Below are 17,580 nucleotides of genomic sequence, written 5' to 3'. Positions count from 1 at the left end.
TTCTTGTTTTTCTTGACATTGCTCCTACGATGAAAACATGCCGGCGACAAGCCGGTGCTTGTGCATGCAGTGCATTGTGTCGGTCGTCTTGACCTAGGGGGCAACATGTCTTGTTTGCGCATTCCGCTATGCCTGCTGCTGGCCGTCCAGAGCGCGGCCGCGGCTGAGTTCAACCTGCAGCAGCCGGTCACCCCACTGGCCCGCACCGAATATCACCTGCATACCATGCTGCTGATCGTCACCGGCGTGATTTTCGCCGTGGTGTTCCTGGTGATGCTGTATTCCATCTTTCATCACCGCAAATCGGCTGGCAACGAGGCCAAGCAATTCCACGAGAACACCACGGTGGAGATCATCTGGACCGTGGTGCCGCTGCTGATCCTGGTGGTCATCGCGGTTCCCGCCACCCGCGCGGTGCTGGCGCAGAAGGGCACCCGCAGCGAGGACATGACCATCAAGATCACCGGATACCAGTGGAAGTGGCGCTATGACTACCTGGACGACAATTTCGGCTACGTCAGCCATCTCGCCACCCCTCGGGAAGCGATCGAGGGAACCATCCAGAAGCCTGCCAACTACCTGCTGGAAGTCGACGAGCCGCTGGTGGTGCCGACCGACCGCAAGATCCGCCTGCTGTTGACCGCCAACGACGTGATCCACTCCTGGTGGGTGCCGCAGCTGGGGGTCAAGCAGGATGCGATTCCCGGCTTCCTGCGCGACAGCTGGATGCTGATCGAGAAGCCCGGCGTATATCGCGGCCAGTGTTCGGAGCTGTGCGGCAAGGACCATGGCTTCATGCCCATCGTGGTGGAGGCCAAGTCGCCGGCCGACTATGAGAAGTGGCGCGCGGCCAAGCTCAAGCAGATGGCAGCCGCCGCCGACGATCCCAACAAGGTGTGGAAGCTGGAGGACCTGAAGGCGCGCGGCGAGAAAATCTACGCCCAGAACTGCGTGCCCTGTCACCAGGCCAACGGCAAGGGCATCCCGGGCACTTTCCCGGCGCTGGACGGCTCGCCCATCGTCACCGGCGACAAGGCCGGCCACATCGAGATCGTGTTGTTCGGCGGCAAGAAGAATCCGGCGATGGCGGCCTGGGGCAAGCAATTGTCCGATACCGACATCGCGGCGGTGATCACCTACGAGCGCAACAGCTGGGGCAATCATACCGGCCAGATCGTGCAGCCCAAGGAAGTGAAGGCTGCGCGCGGCAAGGCGGCATAAGGAGTCGGACTTCATGGCAATCGCGGAAACCACCCACGCCGGCGGCGCCCACCACGGCAAGCCGCATGGCATCGCCCGCTGGCTGATGGCCACCAACCACAAGGACATCGGCACGATGTACCTGTGGTTCTCGTTCACCATGTTCCTCACCGGCGGGGTGCTGGCGCTATGCATCCGCGCCGAGCTGTTCAGCCCCGGCCTGCGCTTCTTCCAGCCGGAGCTGTTCAACCAGCTGACCACGCTGCATGGCCTGATCATGGTGTTCGGCGCCATCATGCCGGCTTTCACCGGCATGGCCAACTGGATGCTGCCGCTGATGATAGGCGCGCCGGACATGGCTTTCGCGCGGATGAACAACTGGAGCTTCTGGCTGCTGCCGCCGGCGGCGCTGCTGCTGCTGATGTCGTTCGCGGTGCCGGGCGGCGCGGCCGCCGCCGGCTGGACGCTGTACGCGCCGCTGTCCACGCAGATGGGCATGGGCATGGACATGACCATCTTCGCCATCCACATCCTAGGCATCAGCTCCATCATGGGGTCGATCAACATCATCGTCACCATCCTCAATCTGCGCGCGCCGGGAATGACGCTGATGAAGATGCCGATGTTCGCCTGGGCCTCGCTGATCACCGCCTACCTGATCATCGCCGTGATGCCGGTGCTGGCCGGCGCGGTGACCATGGTGCTGACCGACCGTCATTTCGGCACCCACTTCTTCAATGCGGCCGGCGGCGGCGACCCCATTCTTTACCAGCACGTGTTCTGGTTCTTCGGCCATCCCGAGGTCTACATCATGGCGCTGCCGGCCTTCGGCATCGTCAGCCAGGTGATCCCCACCTTCGCCCGCAAGCCGCTGTTCGGCTATACCTCGATGGTGTACGCCACCAGCTCCATCGGCATCCTGTCCTTCATGGTGTGGGCGCACCACATGTTCGTCACCGGCATGGCGGCCACCGCGCAGCTGTTCTTCATGTACGCGACGATGCTGATCGCGGTGCCCACCGGCGTGAAAGTGTTCAACTGGATCGCCACCATGTGGGAAGGCGCGATGAGCTTCGAGACGCCGATGCTGTTCTCGATAGGCTTCATCCTGCTGTTCACCATCGGCGGCCTGTCCGGCATCACGCTCAGCGTGGCGGCGGTGGACATCCAGTTGCACGCCAGCTACTACGTAGTGGCCCATTTCCACTATGTGCTGGTGGCCGGCGCGTTGTTCAGCCTGTTTTCCGCCATCTACTATTGGTTCCCCAAGATGAGCGGCCGGATGTACAACGAGAAGCTGGGCAAGCTGCATTTCTGGTGGTCGATGATCTGGTTCAACGTCACCTTCTTTCCGATGCACTTCCTGGGCCTGGCCGGGATGCCGCGGCGGATTCCGGACTACGCGCTGCAGTTCACCGACTTCAACCGCATCGCCAGCGTCGGCGCCTTCATGTTCGGCCTGGGCCAGTTGATCTTCCTGTACAACATCCTGCACACGTTGCGTCACGGCGAAAAAGCGCCGCACAAGCCCTGGGAGGGCGCCAACACGCTGGAGTGGGAGCTGCCGACCCCGGCGCCCTATCACAGCTTCGAGCAGGCACCGCGGGTCGAGGTCGGCGAGAACGGCGTGATCCTGTCCTGCCAGGAAGGCGGGGACGGGCATTCGCATTGAGCGGGGAGAGGGGCATGGACGCGATGGCGATGCGGCGGCGCAACCTCCGGCTGGTGAAGCGGCTGGTGCTGATCGTCGCGCTGATGTTCGCTTTCGCCTGGGCGATGATTCCGCTGTACCGCATCGTGTGCGAGCAAACCGGCCTCAACGACGTCGTCAAGGCGGACGAGCTGGAGAAGGAGGACCTGATCGCCGGCGACGGCGAGGTCAGGATGACTTTCGACTCCACGGTGCAGGCAGGCCTGCCATGGCAGGTGCAGCCGCTGACCACTCATCTTAAGGTCAAGCCGGGCACTTTCGTCCAGGTTCAGTACCGGATCACCAACGCCAGCCCGCGCGTGGTGGTGGGGCAGGCGCTGCCGCGCTACCTGCCGGCCGAGGCCGGCGAGTACGTCAAGAAGCTGGAATGCTTCTGCTTTACCCAGCAGCGTTTCCAGCCCGGAGAGACCCGCACCTTCCCGGTCGTGTTCGTGATAGACCGCAAGCTGCCGGCCTCGATCACCAGCATCACGCTGGCCTATACCGTGTTCGATGTGCCGGGCCAGGGAAAGGGATGAGCATGAGCTGGGGGCAAGGAGTCAAGGCGGTGCTGGGTGCCTTCATCGGCGTGCGCAAGGGAGCGGCTTCCCAGGCCGACCAAGCGCTCAAACCGTGGCAATTGATCATCACCGCGCTGGCGCTGGCGGCAGGGCTGATCGCAGCCCTGCTGCTGCTGGTGTCCTGGGTGACCCGCTAGGAGGAGTGAGATGGCAAGCGTAGAAGAACAGGACCGTTATTTCGTGCCGACGCCGTCGCGCTGGCCCATGGTGGGTTCGCTGGCGTTGTTCTGCATCGGCCTGGGCGCGGCGTTCGCCGTCAACGGGATGCTGCTGGGCAAGGTGTCGCTGGCGCTCGGGATGCTGATCCTGGTGGCGATGCTGGTGGGCTGGTTCGGCGACGTGATCCGGGAAAGCCGGCTCGGCGTCTATCTGGGGCGAGAGGACATGTCCTTCCGCTGGGGCATGGGCTGGTTCATTTTCTCCGAGGTGATGTTCTTCGGCGCGTTCTTCGGCGCGCTGTTCTGGGTGAGAACGGTGTCGGTGCCGGAGCTGGGATCGCTGGACTACAAGATCCTGTACCCGGATTTCGAAGCGTCCTGGCCGTTGTCCACCGGCCCGGGCATCACCCAGGCTTATCAGGCGATGGAAGCCTGGGGCTTGCCGTCGCTGAATACGATGATTTTGTTGAGTTCAGGCGCCACCGTCACCTGGGCGCATTGGGGACTGCTGCAGGAGAAGAGAAGCCAGTTCACGCTGGGGCTGCTGTTGACCGTGGTGCTGGGCTGCACCTTCCTGGCCTTGCAGATGCACGAGTATGGGCACGCCTTCAGCAAGCTGAACCTGACGCTGGCTTCGGGCGCGTACGGCATGACTTTTTTCATGCTGACCGGTTTCCATGGCCTGCATGTGCTGCTGGGGTCCATCATCCTGTTCGTGGTGTGGCTGCGCAGCATGAACGGGCATTTCGACGCCCATCACCATTTCGCTTTCGAGGCGGCCAGCTGGTACTGGCACTTTGTGGACGTGGTGTGGCTGCTGCTGTTTATCTTCGTTTACTGGCTATGAGGGAAATCAGACATGGTGCGGGCGCCACCAGCCGAACAGCGCGCCCAGCAACAGCAGCAGGAATAATCCAATGGACAGTCCCACCCGCAGGGTCAGGGAGCGCACCAGGCGCTGAGAGCCGTGCTCGGCCTTCATCAGCCCGGTCAAGCCCCAGAACAGGGCCAGGACGATACAGGCAAGCAACAACAGGATGACGAGTTTCATGACCGTATCCTCCACGCAAACTGATCCGGAACACAAGCCGCAGTCTAAATGGCAACGAACGCTGTGGCTGTTTCTTTTGGTAATCAATTTATTACCATATGTATTGGCAGTATGGCAGTGGCAAAGGGGGCAAGACAAGGAGGCGCTGCTGAACTCACTGACCAGCGCGATGAGCGTGGCGCCGGTGGATTTGGTCTACCGCGAAGCGGAGCCGCCGCCGGAGTTCACCCGGGTCAGGCTGAACCGGGCCGAGCCGGCCGGACCGGTGATCGAGCTGCGCAACAGCTTCATGGCCGGCCAGGCAGGGAGGCGCATCCTTCAGCCCTGGCGGCAGGGGGACGATCGTTCTCTGGTGTTGCTGGATCTGGGATGGCTGGTCGACGGCGCTCCCGTGCCGGCTTTCCGGCCGGAGCAGGTGCAGGCCCAGGGCTATCGGATGCCGACGCCGCGCCATTTCGTGCTGTCTGGCGCGGTCAAGGGCGCCGAAGGTCCTGTCGACGCGGTGGACGAAGCGGTCTTGCGCCGCCGCTACCCCGGGCATTGGTTCCAGGGCGTGGTGGTGCTGGAAAGCTCCCCTGAGCCGCTGTTGCACTGGCCGGTGGTGCCGGAGTTCATGCCAGACCGCCACTATGCTTACGCGCTGCAATGGCTCCTGCTGGGCGTCTGCATCAGCGGCGCCAGCTGGCTGATGTGGAGGCGCAGGCATGAAATCCATTAACCGGGGGCGGGTGGCGTTGCTGGCGATGGGCTTGCTGTGCCTGGCGCCGGTGCTGGCCGCGTTGTTGGCTTATTGGTTGTTGCCGCCCCAGGGCGGGCGCAGCTATGGTCAATTGCTGCCCACCCATCCTTTCGCCGCCGCGGCGCAGCCGCAATGGCCGCGTGGAAAGTGGGTGCTGGCGGCGGTATTGGGCACGGAGTGCCATGGGCGTTGCCAGCAGCGCTGGCATGCGATGCGCCAGATAGAAAGGGCGCAGGGCGAAGCGGCTGGTCGCCTGACCAGAGTGGCCTTGCAGGTTTCGGAGCAGGCGCCGCGGCTGGATGTGCCGCACCGGCTGCCGCATTCGACGGAGTCGGCCTTGCCGGCCGGCAACCTGGGCTTTTATCTGGTCGATCCGCTGGGCAATCAGGTGATGTTCTATCGGGACGGCGCGGATCCGCGCCTGATCATCGATGAAGTGGCCAAGGTGTTGAAGGTGAACAACGGGCTGGGCTGAGCCGGCGGCTGACCGGCGGACACGCTGTGCACTGGGGGGGCGCTCGCCATGCGGAAACTGGTTTGGCTGGCTTTGCTGCTGGCCGTCGTCGTGGTGCCGTTCGGCGCCTATGTCAGATTGTCCCACGCGGGCCTCGGGTGCCCGGACTGGCCGGGCTGCTACGGCCAGATTTCGCCGTCGCACGCGGCCGACAGCATACTCCAGGCCCAGGCGCTGTCGCCGGAAGGACCGGTCAGTCTGGGCAAGGCCTGGCGCGAGATGCTGCACCGCTATCTGGCAGGCAGCCTGGGCGCGCTGATCGCGCTGATCGCCTGGCGGGCCTGGCGGGAAAGGCGCCAGCGTCTGCCGGCGGGGCTGTTGCTGGCGGTGCTGGGCCTGCAGGGCCTGTTGGGCATGCTGACCGTCACCTTGCTGCTCAAGCCCGTCATTGTCACTTCCCATCTGTTGGGCGGCATGGCGGTGCTGCAGATTCTCGTCTGGATGGCCTTGTCCCCGGGCTTGCCGCCCGTCGCCGTTCCCGCAAGGCAAGTCAGGCTTGCCGCTTGGCTGGTCTCGGCATTGGCGCTGCAACTGGCGCTGGGCGGCTGGGTGTCCAGCAATTACGCGGCGCTGGCTTGCCAGGGCTTTCCCGCCTGCAACGGCGAAAGCTGGCCGGCGCTGCGTTTCGATCACGCCTTCCATCTGTTGCGAGAACTCGGCGAGGCGCCGGACGGCAGCCTGCTCGATTTCGCCAGCCTGGTGACCATACATTGGCTGCACCGGCTGGGCGCGCTGCTGGTGTCTCTGCTGCTGCTGTCGCTGCTGTGGCTGGGCTGGCGGGAGCCAGCGTTGCGGCGGCACCTGCTGTGCCTGGGGATGGCATGGGCGGTCCAGGTGGGTCTGGGCATCGCCAATGTGCTGCTGCAACTGCCGTTGCCGCTGGCGGTGGCGCATAACGCCGGCGCGGCCTTGCTGCTGGCGACGTCCTTGCTGCTGTTGTCCCGGCTGCATGAGAAGGAGGCGGCGCGACGGCGCGTGGCCTGGCCGAGGCTGCCGTTTTTCCATCACGAGCGTTTGAGCGGGCCGGGAGAGGGGCGATGAGCGCCGTCGGCCTGCCGCTGTGGCGGCAACACGCCTACGCCTTGTGGCAGCTGTCCAAGCCGCGGGTGGTGGCGCTGATCGTGTTCTGCGCGGTGATCGGCATGTTCCTCGCCAGCCCGGGCGTGCCGGATGCCGCGGTGGTGGCGCCGGCCACGCTGGGCATCGCGCTGGTGGCCGGCGCGGCGGCCATGGTCAACTGCCTGGTGGAGCGCGGCGTTGATGTCAGGATGCGGCGCACCGCCTGGCGGGCCACGGCCACCGGCGAGATAGGCGCGCGGGAGACGCTGCTGGCGGCGCTGGCGGTCGGCGGCATGGGGCTGGCGCTGCTGCTGGCCTGCTGCAACGCGTTGACCGCCTGGCTGACCCTGGGAACTTTTGTCGGCTACGCCATTGTCTACACCTTGTTGCTCAAGCCGAACACGCCGCAGAACATCGTGATCGGCGGCGCCAGCGGCGCGATGCCGCCGGTGCTGGGCTGGGTGGCGGTCAACGGCGAAATCGACGCGTTCGCGCTGGTGCTGTTCCTGATCATCTACACCTGGACGCCGCCGCATTTCTGGGCGCTGGCGCTGTACCGGCGCGACGATTACGCCCGCGCCGGCTTGCCGATGCTGCCGGTCACCCATGGCCAGCGCTACACGACGCTGTCCATTGTGTTGTACGGTTTTTTGCTGACGGCGGTCACGCTGTTGCCGGTGGCGCTGGGCGAGGCGGGGGCAATATATCTTGGCGCGGTTTTGCTGCTGGACGGCAGATTGTTGTTCCTTGCCGTCAGGCTGCATCGCCAGTATGCTGACACTTTGGCGCGCCGCCTGTTCGCTTGGTCCATCTGGTATCTGACCTGGCTGTTCGCGGCGCTTTTGCTTGACCATTACTACCTGATTCCATTGAGCTGATGTCCCGACTCCTGAAGTGCCTGCTAGGCTTGTTCGCCGCGTTGGTTTTGTCCGCCTGCGCCCAGAAAATCGATTTCAAGGGCACCGCCATCGAGGATGCCTCGATGGGAGGCGATTTCAAGCTGACCGATTTCCACGGCAAGCCCCGCGGCCTGGATGAATTCCGCGGCAAGGTGGTGGCGCTGTTCTTCGGCTATACCAGCTGTCCCGACGTTTGCCCGACCACGATGCTGGAGTACGCGTCGGTGATGAAGCAGTTGGGCGCCGACGGCGACAAGGTGCAGGTGATGTTCGTCAGCGTCGATCCCGAGCGGGATACGCCCCAGGTGCTGTCCGGCTACGTGCCGCATTTCGACAAGCGCTTCATCGGCCTGACCGGCGCTGCCGGCGACATCGAAAAGGTGATGAAGCAGTACAAGGTTGTCGCGCAGAAGGTGAAGAACGAGGAGGGCGGCTACACCGTCGACCACAGCGCCGGTTCCTATCTGCTGGACAAGGAAGGCAAGCTCAGGGTGTACGAGGCCTACGGCACCCCGGCGGCCAACCTTGCTTCTGATATCCGGCAGTTGTTACGCTAAACTTGGCGTATCACTCAACCCCGCAGACATGAAGGCCGGAATATCGTGAGCAACGACAATACGCCAGCCATGCCGGCAAGTTCACATCAGCCGCTGGATCTGGCCAAGTTCACCCTGAGCTCGCCGACCGAGATCGCGCAGCATCTGACCAATATCGCCAAGCACGGCCATATGGTGACGGTTTTTGCCAACAAGGGTAAAAACTTCATTCTGACCCGGCTGTTGGAGGTGGATTACCAGGCCGGCGTTTTCATCTTCGACTGGGGCGCTGAGGAAGAAACCAATACCCAGGTCCTGAACAGCGAGCGCAATGTCTTCGTCTGTTCTCCCGAGGGCGTGAAGACCCAGTTCGTCACCGGCCAGATCAGCCGGGTGACGATGGATAACCGGCCGGCCTTCCAGTGCCGGCTGCCGGAGCAGGTGATCAAGCTGCAGCGGCGCGAATTTTTCCGCATCCAGACGCCGCTGGGCCAGCCGATTTTTTGCCATATCAGCGATTTCGGCCAGCGGGAGATCGATCTCGCGCTGTTCGACATCAGCCTGGGCGGCCTGAGCCTGTGGCTGCCGGGCGTCGATACGCCAGGCTTCGACATCGGCCAGCAGTACCGCCAGTGCTCGATCGACCTGAAACCGTTCGGCACGCTCTCGCTGGGCGTCGAGGTGCGCCACCGGCTGACCGCGCGGATGCGCAACGGCAACGAGGCGATGCGGGTGGGATGCTCCTATCTCAACCTGACGCCGCCGATGGAAACCATCATCCAGCGTTATGTCGGCTTCCTCGAGCGCGAACGCCGCGCGATGGTGGGTTGACCGGACTTATCGAAATCCTTTTCGCAGTAGAACATCATGAAGCTGACCATTGCCCTGTCCAAGGGCCGCATCTTTGAAGAAACGCTGCCCTTGCTGGCGGCTGCCGGCATCGTGCCGGCGGAAAATCCGGAATCCTCGCGCAAGCTGATCATCGGCACCAACCACCCGGACGTGCAACTGGTGATCGTGCGCGCGTCCGACGTGCCCACCTATGTGCAGTACGGCGCGGCCGATCTCGGCATCGCCGGCCGCGACGTGCTGATCGAGCATGGCGGCGCCGGCCTGTACCAGCCGCTGGACCTCAACATCGCCAAATGCAAGATGATGGTGGCGGTGCAGGAAGGCTTCGATTACGACGCGGCGGTGCGCCGCGGCGCGCGGCTGAAGATCGCCACCAAATATCCGCAGATCGCCCGCGAGCATTTCGCCAAGAAGGGCGTGCACGTCGACATCATCAAGCTGTACGGCTCGATGGAGCTGGCGCCGCTGGTTGGTCTGGCCGACGCCATCGTCGACCTGGTGTCCACCGGCGGCACGCTGCGCGCCAACAAGCTGGAGGCGGTCGAGCACATTATCGACATCAGCTCGCGCCTGGTGGTGAACCAGGCCGCGCTGAAGCTCAAATACGACGCGATCCAGCCGGTGCTGGACGCTTTCGCCGGCGCCGTGCCGGCCTGACCGTTTCCAACTCATGACGCGCCGCCGGTCAACCGATTGCCGGCGGCCGGCGTTCCCCATTCTTCAAGCTCCAAGCATCAGAGAATCATCATGTTGAAACTGTCCTCCTCCCAGCCCGACTTCGCCGCGCGCCTGAAAGCGCTGCTGGCCTTCGAAACCGCGCAGGACCCCGCAGTCGACGCCGCCGTGGCGTCCATCTGCGCCGATGTCCATCATCGCGGCGACGCGGCGTTGGTGGAGTACACCAACCGTTTCGACCGCATGCAGGCGGCGGGCATGGCCGACCTGACGCTCAGCCGCGAGCAGCTGGAAGCCGCGTGGGGACGTCTGCCGGCCGATGTGCGCGACGCGCTGTCCGCCGCCGCCGACCGCGTGCGCCGCTACCACGAGAAGCAGCTGGCGCACAGCTGGAGCTATGAGGACGAAGACGGCACCTTGCTGGGCCAGCAGGTGACGGCGCTGGACCGCGTCGGCATCTACGTGCCGGGGGGCAAGGCCGCCTATCCGAGCTCGGTGCTGATGAACGCGCTGCCGGCCAAGGTGGCCGGCGTCGGCGAAATCATCATGGTGGTGCCGACGCCGGGCGGCGAGCGCAACGACCTGGTGCTGGCCGCGGCCTATATCGCCGGCGTCGACAAGGTGTTCACCTGCGGCGGCGCTCAGGCGGTGGCTGCGCTGGCCTACGGCACCGAGACCGTGCCGCAGGTGGACAAGATCACCGGTCCGGGCAACGCCTACGTCGCCGCAGCCAAGCGCCGGGTGTTCGGCGTGGTCGGCATCGACATGGTGGCCGGCCCGTCGGAGATTCTGGTGATCTGCGACGGCGACACGCCGCCCGACTGGGTGGCGATGGACCTGTTCAGCCAGGCTGAGCACGACGAGATCGCCCAAGCCATCCTGCTGTGCCCGTCGGCGGACTATATCGCCAAGGTGGAGGCCAGCATCGCCAGGCTGCTGCCGTCCATGCCGCGCCGCGCCATCATCGAGCAGAGCCTCGCCAACCGCGGCGCGCTGATCGAGGTGCGCGATCTGGCCGAAGCCTGCGAGATCAGCAACTATATCGCGCCGGAGCATCTGGAACTGTCGGTGGCCGATCCGGAAGCCCTGCTGTCGCAATTGCGCCACGCCGGCGCCATCTTCATGGGTCGCTTCACCTCGGAGAGCCTGGGCGACTACTGCGCCGGCCCCAACCACGTGTTGCCGACCAGCCGCACCGCGCGTTTCGCCAGCCCGCTGGGCGTCTACGACTTCCAGAAGCGCAGCAGCCTGATCCGCGTGTCGCAGGCGGGCGCGCAGAAGCTGGGCCGCATCGCCAGCCTGCTGGCGCACGGCGAGGGCCTGACCGCTCACGCCCGCGCCGCCGAGCTGCGGCTGGAGGATGGGAAGCCGGGCTAGGGCATTTCCGCGCCGTCCTCTACCCTGAAAGCTGGCAAGGCCGGCGGAGGAGTGGGAGCGATGGCGAGGATAGGCGTATGGCTGGCGGTTGGCCTGCTGTGCTTGGCCGCGGCGGCGTTCGGCGCGGAAAAGAAGGTGTTCCTGCTGGAGAGTTATCACAGCGATTACCAGTGGGATCATGACTACCGCGCGGCGCTGTACGAGAAGCTGTCCGGGCGGTGCGAACTGGCGGTGTATGCGCTGGACAGCAAGCGCCTGCCGCGAGACCAAGTGCTGATCCGGGTTGAGGAGGCGCGCAAGCGCATCGCGGCTTTCCAGCCCGATCTTGTCATCGTCGGCGACGATGCCGCGTTACAACTGGTGGGGAGCAAGCTGGCCGAGGCCGGCGTTCCGGTCATCTATCTCGGCATCAACAACAATCCGCGCAACTATTTCCAGTCCACGCCGAGCAATATCAGCGGCGTGCTGGAGCGGCCGCTGATCCTGCGCAATATTTTCGAGCTGGGGCGCATGGTGCCCGGCTTGAAGCGCGCGCTGGCCCTGTTCGACAGCGACCTGACTTCGCGCATCATCCGCGACGAAGCCTTCGTCGGCCGGGACAACATCCGGTTGGGCGGCATAGATGTCGACATCGCGCTGCCCTACACCTTCGCCGAGTGGCAGCAGCGTGTCCTGCAGGCGCCGCAGCGCTACCAGGCGATCTGGGTAGGATTGTATTTCACGCTGCGTGACGACAACGGCAAGGTCGTGCCTAGCGACGAAGTGATGCGCTGGACCACGGCCAACAGCAAATTGCCGATGTTCGCGTTCTGGAATTTCGCGGTGGGCAAGGGCAAGGCCATAGGTGGCCGGGTGCTGACCGGGCGCGAGCAGGGGCTGGAGGCTGCGCGGATGGCGCAGGCGACGCTGTTCGAGAGCCGCAGCCTGTCCTCATTGTTCCCGGTCACGCCGTCGGAAGGCGAATACCTGTTCAGTCGCAGCGAGCTGGCGCGTTCCGGCCTGTCGCTGCCGCCGCAGGTGGCGCGCAAGGCGCATTGGGTCGAGTAGCCCAAAACCCGCGAAACTTGTAGGATGGACGTTCCGGCCTGGCGCGCGCCGCGCGGCCGGCAAGGGGCGAGAAAGAGACATGAAACTGACTGTGCAACAACTGGTGCGGCCCGAGATCGCCGCCATCGGGGCCTACCATGTGGCCGACGCCTCCGGCTTCATCAAGCTGGACGCGATGGAAAACCCGTGGCCGCTGCCGGTCGAGCTGCAGCATGAGCTGGCCGCCGAGCTGGCCCAGGTGGCGCTGAATCGCTATCCGGACGCCAACGGCGGCGGCCTGAAAGACGATCTGCGCGCCGCCTTCGCCATTCCGGCGGCGGCAGACATCGTGCTGGGCAACGGTTCGGACGAGCTGATCACGCTGGTCTCCCAGGCGCTGGCGCGTCCCGGCGCCAAGCTGCTGGCGCTGGAGCCGTCGTTCGTGATGTACAAGATGAACGCGCTGTTCTCCGGCCTGCAGTACGTCGGCGTGCCGCTGAACGGTGATTTCACGCTGGATCTGCCGGCCACGCTCGCCGCCATCGAGCGCGAGCAGCCGGCGGTGGTGTTCGTGTCCTACCCCAACAATCCCACCGGGCCGCGCTACGCCCGCGACGAGGTGATGGCGATCTGCCGCGCCGCGCCGGGGCTGGTGGTGGTGGACGAGGCCTATCAGAGCTTCGCCTCCGACAGCTTCATGGACCTGGCCGGCGAGCTGGGCAACCTGCTGGTGATGCGCACGCTGTCCAAGCTGGGCCTGGCCGGCATCCGCCTTGGCTACGCCGCGGCCAGTCCGGCGTGGATCGAGCAGCTGAACAAGGTGCGGCCGCCGTACAACGTCAATGTGCTGACCCTCGCCGCCGCCCGTTTCGCCCTGAAGCACCTGGACGTGTTCAACCGCCAGGCGGCCGAGCTGCGCGCCGAGCGCGCGAAACTGTCGGCGGCGCTGGCCGCCTTGCCTCAACTGGCGGCGTTTCCGTCCGAGGCCAATTTCGTCACCGTCCGCGCGCTGGACGCGCCGGCCCTGTTTCAGCACTTGAAGGCGTCCGGCATCCTGATCAAGCAGCTGCACGGCAGCCACCCGCTGCTGGCTAACTGCCTGCGCCTGACCGTGGGCAGTCCGGACGAAAACGCCGCGCTGCTGTCCGCCATCCAACGTTTTTTCGCCTGAAGCCGCAATGAGAACCGCAACTGTCACCCGCAACACGCTGGAAACCCAGATCACCGTCAGCCTGAATCTGGACGGCACCGGCGTCGGCCGCTTTGAAACCGGCGTGCCCTTCCTCGACCACATGATGGACCAGATCGCCCGCCACGGCCTGATCGATCTGGACGTCAAGGCGGTGGGCGACCTGCATATCGATGCCCACCACACGGTGGAGGATATCGGCATCACGCTGGGCCAGGCTTTCGCCCAGGCCATCGGCGACAAGAAGGGCATCCGCCGCTACGGCCACGCCTACGTGCCGCTGGACGAGGCGCTGAGCCGGGTGGTGATCGATCTGTCCGGCCGTCCAGGCCTGGTCTACAACGTCGACTACACCCGCGCCAGCATCGGCCAGTTCGATGTGGACCTGTTCTCCGAATTTTTCCACGGCTTCGTCAATCACAGCATGATTACCCTGCACATCGACAATCTGCGCGGCCACAACAGCCACCATCAGGCCGAGACCATCTTCAAGGCTTTCGGCCGCGCGCTGCGCATGTCTTGCGAGCACGATGAGCGCATGGCCGGCATCACGCCGTCCACCAAAGGGACGCTGTCGGCATGAAGGTCGCAGTGATTGATTACGGCATGGGCAATCTGCACTCGGTGCTGAAGTCCCTGCAGGCCGCCAACGAAAACGGCGCCGATATTTTCCTGACTCGCGACCCGGAAGCGGTGGTGAAGGCCGACAAGGTGGTCTTCCCCGGTCAGGGCGCGATGCCCGACTGCATGCGCGAGCTGAACCGCCACGGTCTGGCCGAGGCGGTCCGTGAAACCACGCAGAACAAGCCGTTTTTTGGAATCTGCGTCGGCGCGCAGCTATTGTTCGAACATAGCGAGGAAGGCGACACCGCCGGCCTGGGCCTGTTCCCGGGCGACGTGCGGCGTTTCGCCGACGATCTCGTCGCCGGCGGCGAGCGCCTGAAAGTGCCGCACATGGGTTGGAACCAGGTGTACCAGACCCGGTCCCATCCCTTGTTCGCCGGCATCGCCGACGGCGAGCGCTTCTATTTCGTCCACAGCTACCATTTCGCGCCGGCCGACGCGGCGCTTACGCTCGCGGAAAGCGATTATCCGCAGCGGTTTGCTTGCATCGTCGGGCGTGGCAACATATTCGCCACGCAGTTTCACACCGAAAAGAGCCACCGGGCCGGACTTCTGATGATGAAGAATTTCCTGGCCTGGGACGGCAATGTCTAACTTACGAATACACCTAGCACCATGCTGCTGATACCCGCGATAGACCTGAAAGACGGTCAATGCGTGCGCCTGAGACAGGGCGCAATGGACGACGCCACCATTTTCTCCGACGATCCGGTCAAGGTTGCCGCCCACTGGCGCGACCAGGGCGCGCGACGCCTGCATCTGGTGGACTTGAACGGCGCCTTCGCCGGCAAGCCGAAAAACTTGTCGGTGATCCGCGACATCCTCGGCGAGGTCGGCACCGACATGCCGGTGCAGCTGGGCGGCGGCATCCGCGATCTGGACACCATCGAGGCCTACCTCGACATGGGTTTGTCCTACGTGATCATCGGCACCGCCGCGGTGAAGACGCCGGGCTTCCTGCACGACGCCTGCGACGCCTTTCCCGGCCAGGTCATCGTCGGCCTGGACGCCAAGGACGGCATGGTGGCCATCGACGGCTGGGCCAAGATCACCAACCATAACGTGATCGATCTGGCCAAGCGCTTCGAGGACTACGGCGTCAACTCGGTGATCTACACCGACATCGGCCGCGACGGCATGATGACCGGCGTCAACATCGAAGCCACCGTCAAGCTGGCGCAGGCGCTGACCATTCCGGTGATCGCCTCCGGCGGACTGACCAACCTCGACGACATCCGCGCGCTGTGCGCGGTGGCGGACGAGGGCGTGGAGGGCGCGGTCACCGGCCGCGCCATCTACGAGGGCAGCATCGATTTCGCCGCCGCGCAAACGCTGGCGGACGAACTGGCCGGCTGAGCCGGCTGACCGCGCCGAAGCGGCGGGCATGTCCCGCCGCTTCGGCGCGCCTGAAGCTTTCTGGAAACGCACATGCTTGCCAAACGCATCATCCCCTGTCTGGACGTGACCGCCGGCCGCGTGGTCAAGGGCGTCAACTTCCTGGGCCTGCGCGACGCCGGCGACCCGGTGGAAATCGCCCGTCGCTACAACGAGCAGGGCGCCGACGAGCTGACCTTCCTCGACATCACCGCAAGCTCCGACCAGCGCGACATCATCCTGCACGTTATCGAGGCGGTGGCCGAGCAGGTGTTCATCCCGCTGACTGTCGGCGGCGGCGTGCGCAGCGTCGCCGACATCCGCCGCCTGCTCAACGCCGGCGCGGACAAGGTCAGCATCAATACCGCGGCGGTGACCAACCCCGAGTTCGTGCGCGAAGCCTCCGATCACTTCGGCAACCAGTGCATCGTCGTCGCGCTGGACGCCAAGGCGGTGACGCCGGAGAACGACCGCTGGGAAATCTTCACCCACGGCGGCCGCAACCGCACCGGGCTGGACGCCGTCGAATGGGCGCGCAAGATGCAGCAACTGGGCGCCGGCGAAATCCTGCTCACCAGCATGGACCGCGACGGCACCAAGGCCGGCTTCAACCTGCCGCTGACGCGCGCGGTGTCGGACGCGGTGAACATCCCCGTCATCGCCTCCGGCGGCGTCGGCAATCTGCAGCACCTGGTAGCCGGGGTGAAGGAAGGCCATGCCGACGCGGTGCTGGCGGCCAGCATCTTCCATTTCGGCGAATACACGGTGACGGAAGCCAAGCAGGCGATGCGCGACGCGGGAATCGAGGTGAGGCTATGAGCTGGCTGGACGAGGTGAAGTGGGACGACAAGGGCCTGGTCACGGCCATCGCCCAGGACGCGGCCAGCGGCCGGGTGCTGATGGTGGCGTGGATGAACCGCGAAAGCCTGCAGCTCACCGCCGATACCGGCATCGCCCACTACTGGAGCCGCTCGCGGCAAAAGCTGTGGAAGAAGGGCGAGGAGTCCGGCCATTTGCAAAACGTCAGCGAGCTGCGCCTGGATTGCGATGGCGATGTGATCGTGATGCAGATCGAACAAATCGGCGGCATCGCCTGTCACACCGGACGGGAGAGCTGTTTCTACCGCCGCTTCGAGAACGGCGGCTGGACGACGGTGGACGCGGTGCTGAAAGACCCGCGCGCCATCTACCATCCCTGAATTGCGGCCGGTCAACGCCGGCGCCCCCGGCCGGGTTACAATGGCGGACCGGTTTTGCCAGAATGTCATGCCCGAGCCGTATACTGGAAGGCTGGCGGGCATCAGAGCCTGCAAAGGGTTCGAAAGGATAAGGATATGACCCCGGATGTGTTGAAGAACATAGCCGATACGCTGGAGGCCCGGCGCGAGGCGGCGCCGCAATCGTCTTATGTGGCTTCGCTGTTCCACAAGGGCGAAGACGCCATCCTGAAGAAGGTGGCGGAAGAGGCGGCGGAGACGCTGATGGCCTCCAAGGACAAGGACAAGCTGCATCTGGTGCGCGAAGTGGCCGACTTGTGGTTCCATACCATGGTGCTGTTGGCATATCATGGCCTGCGTCCGGAAGACGTGGTGATGGAGCTGCATCGCCGCGAGGGCATTTCCGGCCTGGACGAGAAGGCCGCGCGCAAACCCACAGCCTGAATGACGGAACACTCACGATGAGCGATTGCCTTTTCTGCAAGATCGTGGCGGGCCAGATTCCCGCCAACAAGGTTTACGAAGATGAAGACGTGCTGGCCTTCCACGACATCCGTCCGATCGCGCCGGTGCATTTCATGATCATCCCCAAGCGCCACGTCGACTCGCTGGCCCATTGCGGCCCCGAGCACGAGGCGGTGCTGGGCAAGATTCTGACGCTGGCGCCCCGGCTGGCCAAGGAGCAGGGCCTGGAGTCCGGCTTCAAGACCGGCATCAACACCGGCCGCGGCGGCGGCCAGGAAGTATTCCATCTGCACGTGCATGTGTTCGGCCACAAGGGCTGAGCGCGGCTCCCGTTTTTTCATCAAGGAAGAGTCA

The 17,580-nt window shown here is 64.7% G+C and carries 23 protein-coding genes; 22 read left to right on the top strand and 1 reads right to left on the bottom strand.

Translation table 11 applies throughout. The features are described from left to right. Positions 1-105 precede the first annotated feature (105 nt). The 5 genes from coxB to BKX93_RS12340 are packed head-to-tail and all read left to right on the top strand — an operon-like array spanning position 106 to position 4,476. A complete protein-coding gene (gene coxB / locus BKX93_RS12355; protein ID WP_070980028.1) occupies positions 106-1,221 on the top strand; it encodes a cytochrome c oxidase subunit II in 1,116 nt (371 codons plus the stop codon). 13 nt (positions 1,222-1,234) lie between these two features. Then, positions 1,235-2,872 carry a cytochrome c oxidase subunit I gene (gene ctaD / locus BKX93_RS12350; protein WP_070980027.1) on the top strand — a complete coding sequence of 546 codons (1,638 nt, stop codon included), beginning with the start codon at positions 1,235-1,237 and terminating at the stop codon, positions 2,870-2,872. Between the two features lie 14 nt (positions 2,873-2,886). Beyond that, positions 2,887-3,429, top strand: coding sequence for a cytochrome c oxidase assembly protein (locus BKX93_RS12345; RefSeq protein ID WP_070980025.1), 543 nt, complete (start codon positions 2,887-2,889; stop codon positions 3,427-3,429). 2 nt (positions 3,430-3,431) lie between these two features. Then, positions 3,432-3,608, top strand: a complete 177-nt coding sequence (locus BKX93_RS23740; RefSeq protein WP_082107175.1) for a DUF2970 domain-containing protein — start codon at positions 3,432-3,434, stop codon at positions 3,606-3,608. 10 nt (positions 3,609-3,618) lie between these two features. Beyond that, positions 3,619-4,476 carry a cytochrome c oxidase subunit 3 gene (locus BKX93_RS12340; protein WP_046156255.1) on the top strand — a complete coding sequence of 286 codons (858 nt, stop codon included), beginning with the start codon at positions 3,619-3,621 and terminating at the stop codon, positions 4,474-4,476. 6 nt (positions 4,477-4,482) lie between these two features. Here the strand turns inward: BKX93_RS12340 and BKX93_RS12335 are convergent, their stop codons facing one another. Then, a complete protein-coding gene (locus BKX93_RS12335; RefSeq protein ID WP_021478398.1) occupies positions 4,483-4,680 on the bottom strand; it encodes a DUF2909 family protein in 198 nt (65 codons plus the stop codon). 103 nt (positions 4,681-4,783) lie between these two features. Between BKX93_RS12335 and BKX93_RS23735 the strand changes: the two genes are divergently transcribed. The 17 genes from BKX93_RS23735 to BKX93_RS12250 all read left to right on the top strand — a co-directional run bounded on the left by BKX93_RS23735 (position 4,784) and on the right by BKX93_RS12250 (position 17,546). Further along, on the top strand, positions 4,784-5,398 hold the full coding sequence (locus BKX93_RS23735; protein WP_160298918.1) for an SURF1 family protein: 615 nt from the start codon (positions 4,784-4,786) through the stop codon (positions 5,396-5,398). Further along, on the top strand, positions 5,385-5,894 hold the full coding sequence (locus tag BKX93_RS12325) for a hypothetical protein (protein WP_046156254.1): 510 nt from the start codon (positions 5,385-5,387) through the stop codon (positions 5,892-5,894). The genes BKX93_RS23735 and BKX93_RS12325 overlap by 14 nt, the downstream gene beginning before the upstream one ends. A 48-nt stretch (positions 5,895-5,942) precedes the next feature. Beyond that, a complete protein-coding gene (locus BKX93_RS12320; protein WP_046156253.1) occupies positions 5,943-6,974 on the top strand; it encodes a COX15/CtaA family protein in 1,032 nt (343 codons plus the stop codon). Further along, complete coding sequence (locus tag BKX93_RS12315) at positions 6,971-7,870, top strand: heme o synthase (protein WP_070980024.1); 900 nt, start codon at positions 6,971-6,973, stop codon at positions 7,868-7,870. The genes BKX93_RS12320 and BKX93_RS12315 overlap by 4 nt, the downstream gene beginning before the upstream one ends. After that, positions 7,870-8,448 (top strand): SCO family protein, encoded by a 579-nt coding sequence (locus tag BKX93_RS12310; RefSeq protein WP_070980022.1) that lies wholly within the window; start codon positions 7,870-7,872, stop codon positions 8,446-8,448. Before BKX93_RS12315 ends, BKX93_RS12310 begins: the two co-directional genes overlap by 1 nt. Positions 8,449-8,517: 69 nt before the next feature. After that, positions 8,518-9,258 carry a flagellar brake protein gene (locus tag BKX93_RS12305; RefSeq protein WP_115616176.1) on the top strand — a complete coding sequence of 247 codons (741 nt, stop codon included), beginning with the start codon at positions 8,518-8,520 and terminating at the stop codon, positions 9,256-9,258. Positions 9,259-9,294: 36 nt separating this feature from the next. Continuing rightward, positions 9,295-9,936, top strand: a complete 642-nt coding sequence (gene hisG / locus BKX93_RS12300) for an ATP phosphoribosyltransferase (RefSeq protein WP_021478405.1) — start codon at positions 9,295-9,297, stop codon at positions 9,934-9,936. A 90-nt stretch (positions 9,937-10,026) separates the two neighbouring features. Continuing rightward, the gene (gene hisD / locus BKX93_RS12295) at positions 10,027-11,331 is read left to right on the top strand and encodes a histidinol dehydrogenase (RefSeq protein WP_046167683.1); all 1,305 of its coding nucleotides are present in this window, start codon (positions 10,027-10,029) and stop codon (positions 11,329-11,331) included. 60 nt (positions 11,332-11,391) lie between these two features. After that, positions 11,392-12,378: an ABC transporter substrate-binding protein gene (locus BKX93_RS12290; RefSeq protein ID WP_070980020.1), complete on the top strand. Its 987-nt coding sequence runs from the start codon at positions 11,392-11,394 to the stop codon at positions 12,376-12,378. A 79-nt stretch (positions 12,379-12,457) separates the two neighbouring features. Continuing rightward, positions 12,458-13,528: a histidinol-phosphate transaminase gene (gene hisC / locus BKX93_RS12285; protein WP_070980019.1), complete on the top strand. Its 1,071-nt coding sequence runs from the start codon at positions 12,458-12,460 to the stop codon at positions 13,526-13,528. A 7-nt stretch (positions 13,529-13,535) separates the two neighbouring features. Beyond that, entirely contained in the window at positions 13,536-14,129 is a 594-nt protein-coding gene (gene hisB, locus BKX93_RS12280) for an imidazoleglycerol-phosphate dehydratase HisB (protein WP_046156246.1), read from the top strand. Next, on the top strand, positions 14,126-14,764 hold the full coding sequence (gene hisH, locus BKX93_RS12275) for an imidazole glycerol phosphate synthase subunit HisH (protein ID WP_046156245.1): 639 nt from the start codon (positions 14,126-14,128) through the stop codon (positions 14,762-14,764). The genes hisB and hisH overlap by 4 nt, the downstream gene beginning before the upstream one ends. A gap of 21 nt (positions 14,765-14,785) precedes the next feature. Further along, positions 14,786-15,526, top strand: coding sequence for a 1-(5-phosphoribosyl)-5-[(5-phosphoribosylamino)methylideneamino]imidazole-4-carboxamide isomerase (hisA, locus tag BKX93_RS12270; RefSeq protein WP_046156244.1), 741 nt, complete (start codon positions 14,786-14,788; stop codon positions 15,524-15,526). A gap of 72 nt (positions 15,527-15,598) precedes the next feature. Continuing rightward, complete coding sequence (gene hisF / locus BKX93_RS12265; protein ID WP_070980017.1) at positions 15,599-16,363, top strand: imidazole glycerol phosphate synthase subunit HisF; 765 nt, start codon at positions 15,599-15,601, stop codon at positions 16,361-16,363. Further along, positions 16,360-16,743 carry a phosphoribosyl-AMP cyclohydrolase gene (gene hisI, locus BKX93_RS12260; RefSeq protein ID WP_070980015.1) on the top strand — a complete coding sequence of 128 codons (384 nt, stop codon included), beginning with the start codon at positions 16,360-16,362 and terminating at the stop codon, positions 16,741-16,743. Before hisF ends, hisI begins: the two co-directional genes overlap by 4 nt. A 135-nt stretch (positions 16,744-16,878) precedes the next feature. After that, on the top strand, positions 16,879-17,205 hold the full coding sequence (locus BKX93_RS12255) for a phosphoribosyl-ATP diphosphatase (RefSeq protein WP_046156241.1): 327 nt from the start codon (positions 16,879-16,881) through the stop codon (positions 17,203-17,205). Positions 17,206-17,222: 17 nt separating this feature from the next. After that, a complete protein-coding gene (locus tag BKX93_RS12250) occupies positions 17,223-17,546 on the top strand; it encodes a histidine triad nucleotide-binding protein (RefSeq protein ID WP_046156240.1) in 324 nt (107 codons plus the stop codon). The last annotated feature ends 34 nt before the right edge of the window (positions 17,547-17,580 follow it).

Source organism: Chromobacterium vaccinii, from assembly GCF_001855275.1.
In the GTDB taxonomy this organism is placed as follows: Bacteria; Pseudomonadota; Gammaproteobacteria; order Burkholderiales; family Chromobacteriaceae; genus Chromobacterium; species Chromobacterium vaccinii.
Note: the sequence above shows the minus strand (reverse complement) of the source record. Positions and strands in the feature narration are given on the sequence as shown.